Raw genomic sequence first — 15,307 nt, 5'->3', positions numbered from 1 at the left:
TAAAATTGAGCGATATAATTATTAAAAGTAACGGCATAAAAACAGAATATTTTTATATTCCACCTTTCGAATTGAATAAAGGTGAAGCAATTGTTATTAAACTTATTAATGATGAACAGAGTTTTAATATTGAAATGTTTTTAAAAGATATTTTCAATGGTAAAATTAAATATGAAAACACTGTGATTAATCAACCATTTACATTTGTAGATTATATTCGGGAGCCTGAATTTAGAAGAATATTTTTCCCCATTACAGTGGGAGAATATCTAAAAAAGAATGCTAATCTTAGTAATTCATATTCAGAAAAAATCTATGAAATAGATTGGATAAATAAAAAAACAAAAGTTAGTATGCTTCCCGGAAATCCGAGAAAATTGCTAAGTCTTTATTCTGTTTTATCTAAATTTCAAAATATAATTGTTGATTTTGCAGGACAAGATTTACAAGGAATTGAATTTTGTTGCAATATTATACTTGAAGAAACATACAAAGGAGGATCAGCAATTATATTTGATGCTACAAATGGTGTAAGAAATAATCATTTTAAATATATTGAAATAGAATTGTTGAAATAAAATTTAATCCATGAAAAAGGCACTCATAATCATAATATCGCTACTACTTCTCATCATTATTTCAATTACCATTTATTGGAATTTACCTTTTGAAATTACAAGAAAATCTGATATAGAATTCGGAAATAAAATCATTCAAAATATTAAAACATATCAAAAAACAAATGGAAAACTTCCTGAAAATGGTGATTGGGAAACATTAAAGAAATTAGGTTTTCCATTGAAAGATTCCAGTTCTTATTTATATTACCTAACCGATCATCAGGGCAATTTTGAGCTGACTTATATTGAAGGATTCGACGGCCCTTATTTATTATGGAATTCCACCGAACAAAAATGGACGATCGATTTTCCTAAAATTTATGCAAAGTAAAAACACCTTTCGGTTTAATTTTCCTTACAATTTTCTTTTCTCCGCGTATCGATTAAATATTGAATTTTCCATTCTCCGTTTTGCTTTATCAGCTGAAAACTATCCGCTCCGCAATGTGAAAATTTCCCTTTATAATAAAAAGAATAGGGTGTAAAAACACTTGCCAGAAGACCATCTACATGAATTGCTTCTATGGAAATTCTTTCATCCAGATCATCTTTTGAAGACTTTGAAATAGATGTAATAAAATCTTCCACTTTATCCGTTTTTACAATTCCATCTTTGGTAATGGTTTGGAAAATAGCATTTTCGGAAAATATTGTTTTTAATAGTTCAGGATTTGCGGTTTTCATTCCTAAAAATAGTTGGCGAATCGGCTTTTCAATCTCTTTATTCTGATTGCTTTGTCCAAAACAGAAAATATTTAAAAGTAAGGTAATTGCGAATAATTTGTTCATGATAATCTTTTTAACTAATTAAATAAAAATAAGCAAAATAACCGTTCATTAGAAAATACATTAACAAAGTTTAAAAACGACTTCATTTGAAAAACAATAAAAATAAGTTAAATTTATCCTCTTATTTCAATATATATGTGGACAGCCTACCTGATTCTGATTGTACTATTACTAATTTTAACCATACTTCCGAAAATTCAAAATTCCCACTGGATATTTCGTGTTCCTGAATTTGGAAAAATACAGATCACGTATTTTATTCTTTTCACACTTATCTTAGGCTTTATCGTAGGCTCTTCAGATGATATTTGGTATTATCAAGGCTTATTAATCATCATGTTTATTCATCACGCTGTTACTTTGGTGAAATACACGCCACTTTATCCTGTAAAACAACATGCTCAGAAAAGTAATTCTTCGGATAAATTACATTTTATTTCGGCGAATGTTTATCAATTCAATAAAGAATATGATCGATTTATTCAACTGATAGAAAAATATCAACCCGATATTTTCTTAACGATGGAAAGCAATGGTGAATGGGAAAATGCACTTCGTCCGCTTGAGAAAGACTATCCTTTTCAGCATAAAGTAACATTAGAAAATACCTACGGAATGCATTTTTATTCTAAAATTGAGGTTAAAGATTCGCAGACTCATTATTTTGTTGCTGATGATATTCCGACTATTGAAGCACATTTGCAAACAAAAGACGGCTTCCAATTTGTATTTTTTGGAATACATCCGCCGCCGCCAAGTCCAACCGAAGAAGAAACATCAAAGGAAAGAGATGGTGATCTCTTAAGCACCGCAAAACGTGTCCGGGAAATTAAAGAACCTGTAATTGTAGTGGGAGATTTTAATAATGTTGCCTGGTCGAAATCATCGGTTTTATTCAGAAAAACAAGTCATTTGATTGATCCTAGAATCGGGCATTCTTTTGTTTCCACTTTTCATGCAAGATACCGTTTTCTAAGATTTCCTATTGATTTGATGTTTCACAGTGAGCATATTTTCATTAAAGATTTAAAAACGCTTGAAAATTTTGGTTCAGATCACCTTCCGGTTTATTGTGAATTTTTCATTGATCATCAAAATGACGAACAAGAAGAACGAATAGATCATGCCACACAGGAGGAAAAAGCGGAGGCAGAGGAAATGATTGAGGAAGGAAAAAAAGAGGATGGAGAACGTGATGCCGTGGTTACAGAGGATTGAATCAAGGTCAGGAAGCTGGATGATGGAAGTTTGAAGTAATGAATGTCATAAAACATATACTCCCCTCACATTCAAACAATTCCATTTTATGTAAAACTTATTTCATTAAAAATAAACAAAAAAACGGACTTGAATTCAAGTCCGTTTTCATGTATAATATCTTAAAATTTCATGATGTCCTTCACAACTCCGTTATGCTGGGTATGTTGTATTAATTCAGCTTCAATGAAAGTTTTAATTTTTTCTTCAGAACTGTCATTCGGGAATAAAAGATGAACGTTTGCTCCTGCATCTAATGTAAAGAATAAAGGTAAATTAGTCTCTTTTCTGAAATCCCAAATTTTATTGATTACTTCCAACGTTCCTGTTTTCATTAAAATAAAAGCCGGTTCGCTCATCATCATCATAGCGTGTAAAGTAAGCGCTTCATGCTCCACCAATCGGATAAAGCTTTGCATATCTCCGCTTTCCAGAATTTCTTTCATCGGACCAAAATTTTCTCTGGCTTCAAGGAATCTTCTTTCCGCATAGGGATTTGTATTCATCAGACCATGTCCAACCGTTGAAGAAACACTTTTCTGACCTTCATGAATCAGCAAAACCCAGTCATTAAAATCTTTGAAAATATCATGAATTTCTTCATCCGGATATTTTACGGCAAAAAGATCTGAACTTCCTCTCACCTGAGATTCTCCCCAAACGACCAATCCGTTGTATAAACTTCGGCATGCGCTTCCACTTCCCAATCTTGCCAGAAAAGAAGCTTTTCTAAGTGATTCTTCTTCTGAATCTATCCCTGAAAAAACTCCGTCAAGCTTCATCAGACATTTTGCAATTGCCCCAAAGCCAGATGCCGAGCTCGCAATTCCTGAGCTGTGAGGAAATGTATTTTCAGTTCTGATGATGTATTTTCCTTTCAAAATCCACGGAAGATACTGCTCAATATTTTTGAAATATTTTTCTATTTTTTCGGCAAACTTCACTTCTTCATTTCCAGCCAGAAAAGTCTGAACAGAAAAAGGCTCATCCGCCAAAAACTCCATTGTAGTATTGGTTTTACAGTTATTCAAAGTATAACTGATGCTCGGGTTCGCCGGAATCTGATTGTCGTATTTCCCCCAATATTTGATCAGGGCAATATTCGAAGGACAGCTTTCCGAAACCGTTTGCGTATATATCGAAAATTCTTCTTTTCCTAAAAATTCTTGTGTTGTTGTCATAGTTTAATTTAAAAATGATAAAACTTTATTAAGCTAAATTTTTAATACATTTTCTCAATAATATCTGAATATTTTTTAAGAACCACATTTCTTTTCACCTTCAAAGTCGGAGTTATTTCTCCGGTATTGATGTCAAATTCCGCGGGCATCAACGTAAATTTCTTTACCTTTTCATAATCTGCCAGATGAGATTGCAATTCTTTTATTTTCTCTTTATAAAGATCGATAATTTCTTTCTTTGTAACAATTTCTTCCCAGTTGGTCAACGGAATATTATTTTTCTTCAAATATTCTTTTAAAAACTCAAAGTTAGGAACAATTAAGGCAGAAACAAACTGTCTTCCCTCCGCAATAAGAACAATCTGCTGAATAAAATTATTATTCGTTAGCAGGTTTTCAATCTGCTGCGGCGCGATGTATTTTCCGTTAGAAGTTTTCATAAGATCTTTGATTCTGTCGGTAATAATTAAATTTCCTTTGTCATCAAATTTTCCTGCATCACCCGTTTTAAACCAACCATCTTCAGTGAAAACTTTCTGTGTTTCCTCAGGTTTGTTGTAATACCCTTTCATAATCCCGTTTCCTCTCGCCTGGATTTCATCATTTTCACCGATACGCATTTCTACGCCCGGCAGAGGTTTTCCGCTTGTTCCATGTTCAAAATGAGTTAACGGAAAAAGGGTTAAAGTTGCTGTTGTTTCCGTTAAACCATATCCAACGGTAATATGAATTCCTATCGATTCGAAAAACTGGGTAACTTCAGGTGATAAAGAAGCGCCGCCACATGGCAAAAACCATAATCTGCCGCCCATTTTTCCTTTAATTTTACTAAAAACCAGCATATCGGCAATTCCTTCTTTCAGTTTTAAACCAATTGGAGCCGTTTGCTCATTTCTTCTGAATTCGGCCGTTTGTTTTCCAACTTCCACAGCCCAGTTGAAGATCTTTTTCTTTATTGATGAACCTTCTTCAGCCTTTTCCAAAACACCTGCATATACTTTCTGGAAAAATCGCGGAACTGCGCACATCATGGTAGGCTTCACTTCCTCTAACGTTTTTGCAATATCTTTCGGATCTTCAAGAAAATACACTCTGGCGCCACCGTACATACAAAGTAAACTCCAGCTTCTTTCGAAAACGTGGGTTAGCGGTAAAAATGCCAGTGAAAGCTCTTCTTCGAAATTTTTAAACTTAAAAAATTCAAAATGAGCATCAAATGCTTTGATAAAATTTCCGTGCGTTAACATTACCCCTTTAGGAGTTCCTGTAGTTCCGGAAGTATAAATAAGTGTTGCAATATCATCTAATTCTCTTTTGTGAATTTCAAATTTCGGAGATGATTTCGCAATAAAATCCTCAAGATAAAAACTGCTGAATTCTTTTTTAATCCAGACCGCTTTTTTAGAAACGATGATCGTTTCCAAGCTGCTTCCTTTCTGGAAAAGATCAAGGCATGCATCATATTGTGCCTGATTTCCTACCATGATCATCTTAGCCTGAGAGTCAGTAATAATATGCTCTGCCTGCTCTGCATTATTGGTGGAATAAATAGGTACGGTAATGGCACCTACAGACATAATCGCCAAATCGAAAATCATCCACTCTCCGGAATTATCTGCATAAATTGCCACTTTATCATTTTCTCCAATTCCGGCATTTTTTAGTGCATTGGCAGTTTTATACACCACTTCACTGAATTTTTTCCAGCTCAGTTCCTTCCAACCGCCTTCTTTCTTTTTAAAGCCAATGGCAGCTTTTATAGGATGTTTTTCTACATTTTTTATGATAATCGCCTCTGCAAGATTCATTTCTTCAGCTTTTTGTCGTTTATATAATTTTTAAGATGAAAATCTACCGATTCTTCTAAGGGAATGAACTGGTAATTTAATCGATCTTTCACTTTTTGGTTGGAAACAATATTCAATGAAGAAATTGCTTTCACATTGGTTCTTGTGGCCATTCTTAATACGGGAATCAGCCATCCGAAAAGCGTATTGGCCCAAACTCCAACATTCAGCTGAAAATCGGAAAGTATTTTTGCTTCTTTTAAACCTAAAGCTTTTCTGATTTGTTTTCCCAGATCAGCATATTTTTTATTTTCAGAAATAATAATGAAACGTTCTGCAAACATATTTTTCTCCATCAGTTCAATACAGATCTTCGCTACGTCTCTTACATCGGCATAGCTTGTGCCGCCGGAAAATGTAAAACTATTCTTTTCAAAAGTCGGGAAAATATCTCCGCTGCTGTTGCCCCAGTTTCCGCTTCCGACAATCATTCCCGGATTTACGATAACGGTATTCAGTCCTTCGGCAGAAGCTCTCCATACCTCCATTTCTGAAAGATGTTTGGAAAGTGCATAAGCAGAATGCTCATCTTTAGGATTGAAATCTGAACTTTCGTCTAATTCTCCTTTTTCATTAAAAAGATCAAGCACCGCAATCGAACTTACGTGAAGAAATTTTTTAACTTCAGAACCTTCGCAGGCAAATAGTAAATTTTCAGTTCCTTTGATATTGGTATGATAAATTTCTTTATCATCTTTCGGGTTAAATCCTACTTTTGCTGCGCAATGGTAGACCTCATCCACACCCTTTAAGGCATCCTGAAGGGCGTGAATATCATCAAAATCAACATCAATCCACTCAATTTTATTAAAAAATTCATCCGGATTTTCAGTATAAAACTGATAAGAATGCTTCACATCATCCAGATTACTTGTTGGGCGCTTCGAGGCACGCACACTTTTCCCTCTCTTCAGAAGTTCCAGAGCGACGACCCTACCCAAAATTCCAGTGGCACCTGTTACAAAAACCATTCATTATTTTTACTTGGTTGTGGACTAAATTTATGACAATATTTCCTAATCGGCAATTCGAAAAAACAGCCGAAATAGGCAACTGCAAATTTGCGATTTTTAAAGGAGATTTTAAGACGAAATATGGATAAAAGTCGTAAAATTTTAAATTCAAGAAGCTTTTGGATACCTCTACTTCTTTGTACAAAATGGAAAAAACGGACTAAAGCCCGTTTCTATTGATATAAATTGTTACTGTTTAGATTTTTGTTTCCATCAAAACGGCATTGTCTCGCCTTGGGGCTTTGTCACATAAAACATCGGCAATACTTTTAGAAATCTGGTTTCCTTCGGTAAGATTATCCAGCCAGAAAAACTCACCGGCTGCGTTGATTTCGATAAAATAATATTCATCCTCCGGCGAAACGATGATATCCAGCGCGCCGTAATCAACATGGTACACATCCAATAACTCCAACACTTTGTCTTCAATATCTTTCGGAAGCTCGGTCTGTATCCATTTATCGATTAAATTCACGCCGTCTTTTCGCCAGTCGATTTTAGCATCTTCAGACTGTTGGGAATCAATTTCAAAAGCATAGACATCACGACCGACAACCGTTACACGAAGTTCTTTTTTCTTTTCAATCATCTTCTGAAACTGCATCGGACAATACAAAAGCGAATCTAATTCTTCTAACTTATCTTCAGAAACCACATTGGTAAACACCACATTTTCAACGCCATCTTCATAGATCGCAAAACCAGTCTGCATTTTGGCGATTACATTTTTATGTTTTAAAATAAATTCTTTGGCTTCATCCGCGTTATTTGTAAGGCATGATTCCGGAATTTTCAATCCAATTTTATCAGCAATTTTCAGCTGTTCTTCTTTACTGTCGAGCCTTCTGTAAACGCTTGGTTTCCCCAGCGAATAAGCATCAACCGATTCTATAAACCCGAAAAGTGTATTACGGATTTCGCCCATCGCGGCGCCAAAAAATTTAGGATCTAATTCTTCGCGTAAACCTTCGCCAATATTATAGGCTCTTCTGTACCAAATGGCTGCAATATCGTCCAAACGATATTTTGCTTCAGGTGTTTCTAAGATCGTATTCCATTTTCCATCCTGAAATGAAGTGGTTAATTTATTTTTTAAAGGATATAAATCTACATCAAAACGGATCACTTCACATCCGTTTTTTTCAATATATTCCGTTACTTTTTCGATTGAAAAATTATCTTTTGTATGCGTTATAATTAAGATTTTGTTCATGGGTATGTATTCTTTTTATAAGATTGTCTGCAATTCTCTGTGCAATGGGAAAATTTAATTCTTTCTGGAGCATTCCCCACTCTCCCTGAGGATTTACCTCTAAAAAATAGTATTTTCCGTCTCTGCCTTTAATCATGTCTATGGCTCCGAGGTAAAGATCCATTTCTTTCATCATGGCGGTTAAACTGGCTTTAATATATTCAGGTAAATCATATTCTGACCAAAAAAAATTTCCCTGAGCAATTCGCCAGTCAGGATTTTCGCTGTTATTGATTTTTCCTGTAAAAAATTCACCATCGATATAAACGATTCTCAGTTCATATTCTTTATCTATATAAGGCTGAAAAATCATTGGGCAATACGCGATATCAGCAATAAATTCCAAATTATTTTCGTCAATAACTGTTGTTGAAAGAAAATTTTCTCCGTTCATCGACTTGGTGATTACGCCATGAAGTTTTGCCACTGCTTTTCCGTTACAATGTTGATGGAAAAATGTCGTAATCTTCTCTTTATCATTAGAAAAAAGCGTTTTAGGTATTATTAAATTATGCTTTTTGGCAATTTTCAGCTGAAGCATTTTATTGCGGTCTATTTTTTTTTCACTTTCAAAAGGATTGATCCACGGAATATGCTCTAATGTGCTCATCAAATTTTCACGAAGGGCAGCATATTCTTTAAGAAAAATTCTTTCATAATTTTCATCCAATTCCTCCGGAATATTAATTCGCCAAGATTTTCTGTGCCAAACTGCCTTTATATCGTTTGAGTGAATTTTGTTCCCTGATTCATCTGTTAATTCAAAAGAATTTTCATTCACATCAATTTTCTGAAGATGATTCAGATGATCTGAGTTGAGTCTGAAATACGGAATATTTTTCTCTTTTAGATAATCAAAAAAGAGATCTATATTGTAAAAATCCTGTGAGTGAGTGATACAAAGAATCATTGGGGTAAGTTTTATTAAAAAAGGAAACTTAACTTTTTAAGTTTCCTTTCATTTTAATATAGTTGTAAGTACGATTTTAAACTATAAAGATAATTAGTCAAGATATTGCACATCATCATCACCGTCTGACGGATACTTCTGAGTCTGAGCTAGATCTTTTTCAGGCAATGTTGCCGTATCATTAAATTTGTTAGTCATTACAGAATCTCTTTCAGGAATTGTAATATCTGTACCTCCTTTTACTGTTTCAGGATCTTTCAATTGCTTTTCTAAAAATTTAGCAAAAAAAGGCTGTTTTTTTGAATTCTTATTATTCATAATATTTTATTTTGATTGATTTTAGTTTAGATTTTGATAGTTTTTATACCAAAATTGTATCTTCATCGCTATCTGAAGGATACTTCAATGTTACATGATCGCCACCAGGACGTGTAACTGTATCCATTACAGGAGCCGTGCTGGCATCAATTAACGGAGCAGTAGTGATGGAAGTTGTACCTCCCTGAATAGCTTCTGGATCCTGAATTTGCTTTTCAAGAAATGAAGCGAAAAACGGCTTTTTTGAGTTTTTCTTTTTCATAATATCGTAATTTGGATAATTAATTATACAGTTTGCGTATCATCGTCTCCGTCAGAAGGAAACTTCAAAGTCACGTGATCGCCTCCGGGACGCGTAACGGTATCCATTACGACAGAAGTAACAGAATCTTTCAACGGATTTGTAGTTATCGGACTGTCTTCAAGAGCAGCTGTAAGGATAGGCGATGAACCACCCTGAATAGTTTCAGGATCTTTAATTTGTTTTTCTAAGAAAGTAGCAAAGAAAGGCTTTTTAGAATTTTTCTTTTCCATGGTATTAATATTTAGTGATTTAGAGAGCCTAAAGTATCAAAAAAAATTCACAGGGAGAAGAATAAAATTATTTTTAAGAAAATTTTAACAAATTACAACAAAATTCAAAATATTATTAATCTAAATTCAAAAATCCCTTTACAACTTTAGCAAAATCTACAGGATTTTCAGCCTGAACCCAATGTCCGGCATTTTTCACGGTTACAATTTTTGCTTTTGGAAACTGCTGCTTAATCGAGAATTCATCCTGAGGAAGAATATAATTTGATTTCTCGCCTGCGATAAATAAAGTTTCACCTTCAAAAACTCCAAATTTTATAGCATTTGAAACAAATTCTGTGTATTTTTCAGCTAATGTTTTAAGATTGAATCTCCAGTTTAACTTTTTATCATCATCCCAATACAGGTTCTTTGTTAAAAACTGAATCGTCGATTTTTCAGGAATATACTGTGTTAACACAGCTTCCACCTCATTTCTGGAATTTACTGTATCGAAATCAACGCTTTGCAATGCTTTAATAATTCCCTGATGATGTGGAGGATATGCTTTTGGAGAAATATCGACAACAATCAGTTTATCAACCATTTGAGGATATTTTATCGCAAACTGCATCACCGCTTTTCCGCCGAGAGAATGTCCTAAAATGTGTGCTTTTTCAATTCCGTAATGATTCATATAACGCATGATATCATCAGCCAAATCATTATGAGACATATCTTCGGAATGAAAACTCCTTCCATGATTTCTCAGATCAATAAGGTGAGTCGGTAAAAATTCTCCAAGATCTTTACCAAAACCTCCCCAGTTATCAAGCATTCCAAACAATCCGTGAAATACTAAAAGCGGTGTCGACGAAAGCGTTTCGCCAAATATTTTTGAATGTAAAATTTCCATAAGTTTTTGTTTATTAAGGATAGAAGATGAATGATGGAAGCAAGAAGTTAATATCAAGACTGCATAAAACTTCCAGCATCTGATTTCCGGCTTCCAGCCTTCAGCCTACCATTGTGCCAATCTCTTCAGATAAGCCTGAACTGTATTTTCTAATCCCATATACAAAGCTTCAGAAACCAAAGCATGCCCAATGGAAACTTCCAGTAAATTTGGGATATTATCAGCAAAATATTTTAAATTATCTAAGCTTAAATCGTGTCCTGCATTAATTCCTAATCCAAATTCAGAAGCAATAACTGCAGTATCATAATAAGGTTTGATCGCCTGTTCTTTATTGATTAAATAATCTTTTGCGTAAGCTTCCGTGTATAATTCAATCCTGTCGGCTCCTGTTTTAGCAGCATATTCTACCAATTCAGGAGTAGGATCAAGGAAAATTGACGTTCTGATTCCTGCATTTTTAAACTCTGCAATAATCTCAGTAAGAAAATCTAAGTGTTTTTTTGTATCCCAACCCGCGTTTGATGTAATTGCATCATCAGCATCCGGAACTAAAGTCACCTGCTCAGGTTTTACTTCCAAAACCATATCAATAAAAGGTCTGTGAGGATTTCCTTCGATATTAAATTCCGTGGTAACCAGCGGTTTCAGATCATAAACATCTTTTCTCATAATATGTCTTTCATCAGGTCTTGGGTGAATCGTAATTCCCTGTCCGCCAAACTCCTGAATTTTAATTGCAGCTTCTGTAACGCTTGGTGTTTCGCCACCTCTGGCGTTTCTAAGTGTTGCAATTTTATTAATGTTTACACTTAATTTTGTCATGCTACAAAAATAAAAAAACCCAACTTAAAAATTGGGCTTTTTCCTATAAACATTTTAAATGTCTTTAAATTAGCAGATTATTATTTTGGCAAACCAATCTGCATGATCTGAAGATCAAATTCCTTAGAAGCTACCATTAAATGATCAAAAATATCAGCTTGAATCTGTTCAAAATGTTCCCATTTCGAATCATTCGCAAAACAATAAATTTCCATTGGTAGGCCTTGCGTTGTAATATCCAGCTGGCGAACCATCATAGCCGCTTCCTGATTTACATCAGGATCATTTTCAATGTATTTCTGAGCATAATAACGGAAAACACCAATATTTGTCAATTGATTTCCGTTAACAACTTTATCTTTATGCTTAATATTTTCCTTCTCTTTTCTTAATTCAGCGGTTTTTCCTTCCAAATAATCGGCAATCAAATTAATTTGTTTTAAACGTTCAATATCTTCATCTGTTAAAAATTTAAATGAATTGATATTAAAATAAATTGACTTTTTAATTCTTCGCGTATTCGATTCAGACATGATTTGCATATTTTTGATCTCTGTTGTCAACAGATCATACGTCGGAATTGTAGAAACCGTTTTATCAAAATTGGTAATTTTTGTTGTTAAAAGATTAATTTCTGTAATGTTTCCCTCAATCGTATATTTTGGAATACTTACCCAATCTCCAACTTTTAAATTTTTAGATGTAGCAACATGAATTCCTGTTACAAAACCTAAGATGGTATCTCTGAAAACCAATACTAAAACTGCAGTAATCGCCCCTAAACTACCGACAATCGTACTTCCTTTTATACCAAATATCACACAAATTCCTAATACAGAAAAGATAAAAATTCCGAGGATTTTCACTGTTTCAGAAATTGCATTCAATGCCATGATTTTGTAGAAATCTTGCTTAATAGTAAAATAATGTCTAAAGGCTGTTAAAGCACGATAAAGCATTCCTGCAATAATCATTACTAATGCTAAATTTATACATCTGTTGATAAATATTGTTGTTGCCGGTAAAGCGCCGTAAAAAATGGACTCATGAATACTTCCTATAAAAACCAAAGCCCCGATATGAGCTAAAGAATTTGATATTTTCGACTGATAAATAGATTGTATAATAGGAAACTTTTCCTGATTGCGAAAAAATCTGAATACAAAATTGATGATAAACTTATAGACAAAGTCTAAGATTAAAAATATGGCACACAGTAAAAATAACTTCACGATAATATGTAAAACCCAATCCAATCCTGTGGGTGATATTTTACTTATGTAGCCGTAAAGCGGTTCGGTAAGTTCCTGTAAAAAACTTTTGGTTTCTTTTATTTGGTCATTCATTACAGCAAATTTAAAAAATTTACGATCGATCTTAAAGTAAATAGATTCAAATATTCTGCATCAATTATCATCCCAAAAATTTTTAACCATACACAAAATTCTTCTTTATTTTATATCTTGCATTATAAATTTTCAACATGGATACCACATTAATCAATATTCTCTGTCTCGTATTACTGTTCGTGGGAATACTCGGTACATTTTTACCCGTTTTACCGGGATTATTGCTAAGTATTTGTGGATTATTAATTTACAAATTCGGAACGGATGCAGATCTTCCCATGATATACGTTTGGGCTTTCGGAATATTGACGATTGCTTCTGTTGTTTTAAGCTACGTAATTCCGGCAAAAACCAACAGAAAATACGGTGGAACACGTTGGGGAAGTATTGGTTCAGTTGTAGGAACGATCGTAGGATTATTTTTACCAATTCCATTAGGATTTTTGGTAGGAATGTTCGCGGGAGTTTTTATCGGAGAATTGCTACACGACAGCAAAGACATTACAAAAGCCTGGAAATCTACCAAAGGAGCTTTTATAGGATTCATCTATGGAACAGGTTTCAGCTTTGTGGTAGGCGTGGCAATGTTTTTGGTAGTAATATTGAATATGCTTAGTATTTTATAAACGAAAAATCATGTTACATAAAACCATTATATTCAGTGTAGGACTTTTAACATTAGCTAGCTGCAGTGCTCAAAAGGAAGCGAAAACCTCAACAAAAACTTCAGTTTCACAGACTAGAGATAAAGAATCGAAACCTATGAATGCCGATGGAGAAATCATCTATTTCAAAGAAGGTGAGAATAAATTTCTGAAAGAATTTCAAATGAATGTCACTTTCTCAGGCATTACAGAAGACAGTCGATGCCCTAGAGATGTAAATTGCATTTGGGCCGGAGTCGCCGTTGCGAGCGTTCAGGTAATGGGAACCACTACCCGACCTATGAATTTAAGTCTTGCCACAATGGATAATACGGGAAGAAATTATTCTAAATCTGCAGCATTTAACGGTTATACCATTTCCTTGGCTGAAGTTACACCTTACCCTAATTCAAAAGACGGCACAAGAGCATTAGCCGGAAATTATAAAATCGGAATTACCATAAAAAAAACAGGAGAAAAACCTACCACGAGATAGGCTTCTTTCCTTTTGAGATTAAATATTCGTTGATTTTTGAAAACGGCTTGCTCCCAAAAAATCCTCTATACACAGAAAACGGTGAAGGATGCGCCGACTTCAAAATAAAATGCTTAGTCGGATCTATAAATTCGGCTTTTTTTTGCGCAAAAGCTCCCCAAAGAACAAAAACTACATTCTCTTTTTTGTCTGAAATTTCTTTAATGATAAAATTGGTAAATGTTTCCCACCCCAGATCTTTATGGGAGTTTGGTGTATGCGCACGAACTGTTAATGTGGCATTTAATAATAAAACGCCTTGTTTTCCCCAATCGTCTAATTCTTTTGAAGTTCTTTCAACTCCAATATCATCTTTCAATTCTGTAAAAATATTTTTTAACGAAGGAGGTGCAGCAACCTGCTCGGAAACAGAAAAACATAAACCATTCGCCTGATAATCATTATGGTAAGGATCTTGTCCGATAATCACCACCTCAATATCATCAAAAGGTGTAATTTCCAATGCTCTGAAAATCTGATTTTTCGGTGGAAAAACTTTTGTGGTTGCGTATTCTTGCTTTACTTTTTCCCAAAGGTTGGTAAAATAAGGAGTGCTTTTTATAGGGGCTAATATTTCTGTCCAGGTCATTTTTTAATTTGAAAATTTGAGAATGATTTAATTTGAGAATTCAATTTTAACGCCAGACTATCATTCTTAATGAAGCACAGTGAAGAATCTCTATTAAACGACAAATTTAAGGAATAAAAAATTAGATTTCTCCTTCGTCGAAATGACAAATGAAACTCTATTTCTTCAAACTAAAAACCAAATTATCCGGAAAACCTTCATCTTCCCTTCCCTCTTCCAACACAAAATCATGTTTTAAAAGAAGATCTTTTGAGTTTTCGTTGAATTTATTGGTCATTGCTACAATTTCCTGCAAATGTAAATCATTAAAACCAAAATCTAAAACCGCTTTTAATGCTTCCGACATGATACCTTTTCTGTGATAATCGGGTAATAATTCATATCCTACTTCTGCTTCTTTTCGATCTTCAGAGAAATTCCAAAGACAAATTGTTCCGATCAGATTCGGTTGATCTTTTAAAGAAATTCCCCAATAATAGGTTTGATTATTTTGAGTTCTTTCTTTAATGGTTAAAATAAATTGCAGCGCATCGTAATTATTCTTCGGAGAGTTTCTTCGCACGAATTGATTGATGATTTCATTACTTCGGATTTTCAGAATATCATCGACATAACTTTCGTTGATTCCTTTTAGTTCTAATCTTTCGGTTTCAAGTTTCATGCTCAAATATAAAAAATCCTGATCAATAGATATTTTCAAATCATCAAATTCACTCATTTTCAAATTAACATTCACATTTTCTCACTAA

Annotated in this window: 19 protein-coding genes; 5 read left to right on the top strand and 14 right to left on the bottom strand. The window is 34.0% G+C overall.

Features of this window, described 5'->3' with window-relative positions; all coding sequences use genetic code 11:
* Positions 1-5: 5 nt before the first annotated feature.
* Entirely contained in the window at positions 6-578 is a 573-nt protein-coding gene (locus OXQ85_RS13715; protein WP_267405239.1) for a hypothetical protein, read from the top strand.
* A gap of 10 nt (positions 579-588) precedes the next feature.
* Positions 589-951: a hypothetical protein gene (locus tag OXQ85_RS13710; RefSeq protein ID WP_267405238.1), complete on the top strand. Its 363-nt coding sequence runs from the start codon at positions 589-591 to the stop codon at positions 949-951.
* A 14-nt stretch (positions 952-965) separates the two neighbouring features.
* On the opposite strand, the gene OXQ85_RS13705 is transcribed toward OXQ85_RS13710, so the two are convergent.
* Positions 966-1,409 carry a nuclear transport factor 2 family protein gene (locus OXQ85_RS13705; RefSeq protein WP_267405237.1) on the bottom strand — a complete coding sequence of 148 codons (444 nt, stop codon included), beginning with the start codon at positions 1,407-1,409 and terminating at the stop codon, positions 966-968.
* 135 nt (positions 1,410-1,544) lie between these two features.
* Here OXQ85_RS13705 and OXQ85_RS13700 point away from each other — a divergent pair, with 135 nt between their 5' ends.
* On the top strand, positions 1,545-2,627 hold the full coding sequence (locus tag OXQ85_RS13700; protein ID WP_267405236.1) for an endonuclease/exonuclease/phosphatase family protein: 1,083 nt from the start codon (positions 1,545-1,547) through the stop codon (positions 2,625-2,627).
* 161 nt (positions 2,628-2,788) lie between these two features.
* Here the strand turns inward: OXQ85_RS13700 and OXQ85_RS13695 are convergent, their stop codons facing one another.
* The 11 genes from OXQ85_RS13695 to OXQ85_RS13645 form a co-directional block, all read right to left on the bottom strand.
* Positions 2,789-3,847 (bottom strand): diphosphomevalonate decarboxylase, encoded by a 1,059-nt coding sequence (locus OXQ85_RS13695; protein ID WP_267405235.1) that lies wholly within the window; start codon positions 3,845-3,847, stop codon positions 2,789-2,791.
* 41 nt (positions 3,848-3,888) lie between these two features.
* Positions 3,889-5,655 carry a long-chain fatty acid--CoA ligase gene (locus OXQ85_RS13690; RefSeq protein WP_267405234.1) on the bottom strand — a complete coding sequence of 589 codons (1,767 nt, stop codon included), beginning with the start codon at positions 5,653-5,655 and terminating at the stop codon, positions 3,889-3,891.
* A complete protein-coding gene (locus tag OXQ85_RS13685; RefSeq protein ID WP_267405233.1) occupies positions 5,652-6,665 on the bottom strand; it encodes an NAD-dependent epimerase/dehydratase family protein in 1,014 nt (337 codons plus the stop codon). Before OXQ85_RS13685 ends, OXQ85_RS13690 begins: the two co-directional genes overlap by 4 nt.
* A gap of 238 nt (positions 6,666-6,903) precedes the next feature.
* Positions 6,904-7,920 (bottom strand): MvdD family ATP-grasp ribosomal peptide maturase, encoded by a 1,017-nt coding sequence (locus OXQ85_RS13680; RefSeq protein ID WP_267405232.1) that lies wholly within the window; start codon positions 7,918-7,920, stop codon positions 6,904-6,906.
* Positions 7,883-8,869 (bottom strand): MvdC/MvdD family ATP grasp protein, encoded by a 987-nt coding sequence (locus tag OXQ85_RS13675; RefSeq protein WP_267405231.1) that lies wholly within the window; start codon positions 8,867-8,869, stop codon positions 7,883-7,885. Before OXQ85_RS13675 ends, OXQ85_RS13680 begins: the two co-directional genes overlap by 38 nt.
* A 93-nt stretch (positions 8,870-8,962) precedes the next feature.
* A complete protein-coding gene (locus tag OXQ85_RS13670; protein ID WP_267405230.1) occupies positions 8,963-9,187 on the bottom strand; it encodes a microviridin/marinostatin family tricyclic proteinase inhibitor in 225 nt (74 codons plus the stop codon).
* Between the two features lie 43 nt (positions 9,188-9,230).
* Positions 9,231-9,449, bottom strand: coding sequence for a microviridin/marinostatin family tricyclic proteinase inhibitor (locus OXQ85_RS13665; protein ID WP_267405229.1), 219 nt, complete (start codon positions 9,447-9,449; stop codon positions 9,231-9,233).
* A 23-nt stretch (positions 9,450-9,472) separates the two neighbouring features.
* Positions 9,473-9,721 carry a microviridin/marinostatin family tricyclic proteinase inhibitor gene (locus OXQ85_RS13660; RefSeq protein WP_267405228.1) on the bottom strand — a complete coding sequence of 83 codons (249 nt, stop codon included), beginning with the start codon at positions 9,719-9,721 and terminating at the stop codon, positions 9,473-9,475.
* A gap of 115 nt (positions 9,722-9,836) precedes the next feature.
* The gene (locus OXQ85_RS13655; protein ID WP_267405227.1) at positions 9,837-10,616 is read right to left on the bottom strand and encodes an alpha/beta fold hydrolase; all 780 of its coding nucleotides are present in this window, start codon (positions 10,614-10,616) and stop codon (positions 9,837-9,839) included.
* Between the two features lie 105 nt (positions 10,617-10,721).
* A complete protein-coding gene (locus tag OXQ85_RS13650; protein WP_267405226.1) occupies positions 10,722-11,441 on the bottom strand; it encodes a pyridoxine 5'-phosphate synthase in 720 nt (239 codons plus the stop codon).
* A gap of 80 nt (positions 11,442-11,521) precedes the next feature.
* A complete protein-coding gene (locus OXQ85_RS13645; RefSeq protein WP_267405225.1) occupies positions 11,522-12,787 on the bottom strand; it encodes a mechanosensitive ion channel domain-containing protein in 1,266 nt (421 codons plus the stop codon).
* Between the two features lie 137 nt (positions 12,788-12,924).
* Between OXQ85_RS13645 and OXQ85_RS13640 the strand changes: the two genes are divergently transcribed.
* Positions 12,925-13,416: a DUF456 domain-containing protein gene (locus OXQ85_RS13640; protein ID WP_267405224.1), complete on the top strand. Its 492-nt coding sequence runs from the start codon at positions 12,925-12,927 to the stop codon at positions 13,414-13,416.
* A 10-nt stretch (positions 13,417-13,426) separates the two neighbouring features.
* Complete coding sequence (locus tag OXQ85_RS13635) at positions 13,427-13,930, top strand: hypothetical protein (RefSeq protein ID WP_267405223.1); 504 nt, start codon at positions 13,427-13,429, stop codon at positions 13,928-13,930.
* Here the strand turns inward: OXQ85_RS13635 and OXQ85_RS13630 are convergent.
* Together OXQ85_RS13630 and OXQ85_RS13625 are read right to left on the bottom strand one after the other, a co-directional pair.
* Positions 13,917-14,558, bottom strand: a complete 642-nt coding sequence (locus tag OXQ85_RS13630) for a uracil-DNA glycosylase (RefSeq protein WP_267405222.1) — start codon at positions 14,556-14,558, stop codon at positions 13,917-13,919. The genes OXQ85_RS13635 and OXQ85_RS13630 overlap by 14 nt on opposite strands.
* A gap of 157 nt (positions 14,559-14,715) precedes the next feature.
* On the bottom strand, positions 14,716-15,276 hold the full coding sequence (locus OXQ85_RS13625) for a GNAT family N-acetyltransferase (RefSeq protein WP_267405221.1): 561 nt from the start codon (positions 15,274-15,276) through the stop codon (positions 14,716-14,718).
* Between the last annotated feature and the right edge of the window lie 31 nt (positions 15,277-15,307).

This window comes from Chryseobacterium sp. GM_Chr_2 (assembly GCF_026540445.1).
Classification (GTDB): domain Bacteria; phylum Bacteroidota; class Bacteroidia; order Flavobacteriales; family Weeksellaceae; genus Chryseobacterium.
This window is presented reverse-complemented; position numbering and strand designations above follow the sequence as displayed.

Excerpts from the sequence above, each read along its gene's own strand:
- OXQ85_RS13710 (WP_267405238.1), top strand. The coding sequence starts at position 589 with ATGAAAAAGGCACTCATAATCATAATATCGCTACTACTTCTCATCATT.
- OXQ85_RS13675 (WP_267405231.1), bottom strand. The coding sequence starts at position 8,869 with ATGATTCTTTGTATCACTCACTCACAGGATTTTTACAATATAGATCTC.
- OXQ85_RS13670 (WP_267405230.1), bottom strand. The coding sequence starts at position 9,187 with ATGAATAATAAGAATTCAAAAAAACAGCCTTTTTTTGCTAAATTTTTA.
- OXQ85_RS13695 (WP_267405235.1), bottom strand. The coding sequence starts at position 3,847 with ATGACAACAACACAAGAATTTTTAGGAAAAGAAGAATTTTCGATATAT.
- OXQ85_RS13635 (WP_267405223.1), top strand. The coding sequence starts at position 13,427 with ATGTTACATAAAACCATTATATTCAGTGTAGGACTTTTAACATTAGCT.
- OXQ85_RS13655 (WP_267405227.1), bottom strand. The coding sequence starts at position 10,616 with ATGGAAATTTTACATTCAAAAATATTTGGCGAAACGCTTTCGTCGACA.
- OXQ85_RS13700 (WP_267405236.1), top strand. The coding sequence starts at position 1,545 with ATGTGGACAGCCTACCTGATTCTGATTGTACTATTACTAATTTTAACC.
- OXQ85_RS13630 (WP_267405222.1), bottom strand. The coding sequence starts at position 14,558 with ATGACCTGGACAGAAATATTAGCCCCTATAAAAAGCACTCCTTATTTT.
- OXQ85_RS13660 (WP_267405228.1), bottom strand. The coding sequence starts at position 9,721 with ATGGAAAAGAAAAATTCTAAAAAGCCTTTCTTTGCTACTTTCTTAGAA.
- OXQ85_RS13640 (WP_267405224.1), top strand. The coding sequence starts at position 12,925 with ATGGATACCACATTAATCAATATTCTCTGTCTCGTATTACTGTTCGTG.
- OXQ85_RS13650 (WP_267405226.1), bottom strand. The coding sequence starts at position 11,441 with ATGACAAAATTAAGTGTAAACATTAATAAAATTGCAACACTTAGAAAC.
- OXQ85_RS13680 (WP_267405232.1), bottom strand. The coding sequence starts at position 7,920 with ATGAACAAAATCTTAATTATAACGCATACAAAAGATAATTTTTCAATC.
- OXQ85_RS13665 (WP_267405229.1), bottom strand. The coding sequence starts at position 9,449 with ATGAAAAAGAAAAACTCAAAAAAGCCGTTTTTCGCTTCATTTCTTGAA.
- OXQ85_RS13705 (WP_267405237.1), bottom strand. The coding sequence starts at position 1,409 with ATGAACAAATTATTCGCAATTACCTTACTTTTAAATATTTTCTGTTTT.
- OXQ85_RS13625 (WP_267405221.1), bottom strand. The coding sequence starts at position 15,276 with ATGAGTGAATTTGATGATTTGAAAATATCTATTGATCAGGATTTTTTA.
- OXQ85_RS13645 (WP_267405225.1), bottom strand. The coding sequence starts at position 12,787 with ATGAATGACCAAATAAAAGAAACCAAAAGTTTTTTACAGGAACTTACC.
- OXQ85_RS13685 (WP_267405233.1), bottom strand. The coding sequence starts at position 6,665 with ATGGTTTTTGTAACAGGTGCCACTGGAATTTTGGGTAGGGTCGTCGCT.
- OXQ85_RS13690 (WP_267405234.1), bottom strand. The coding sequence starts at position 5,655 with ATGAATCTTGCAGAGGCGATTATCATAAAAAATGTAGAAAAACATCCT.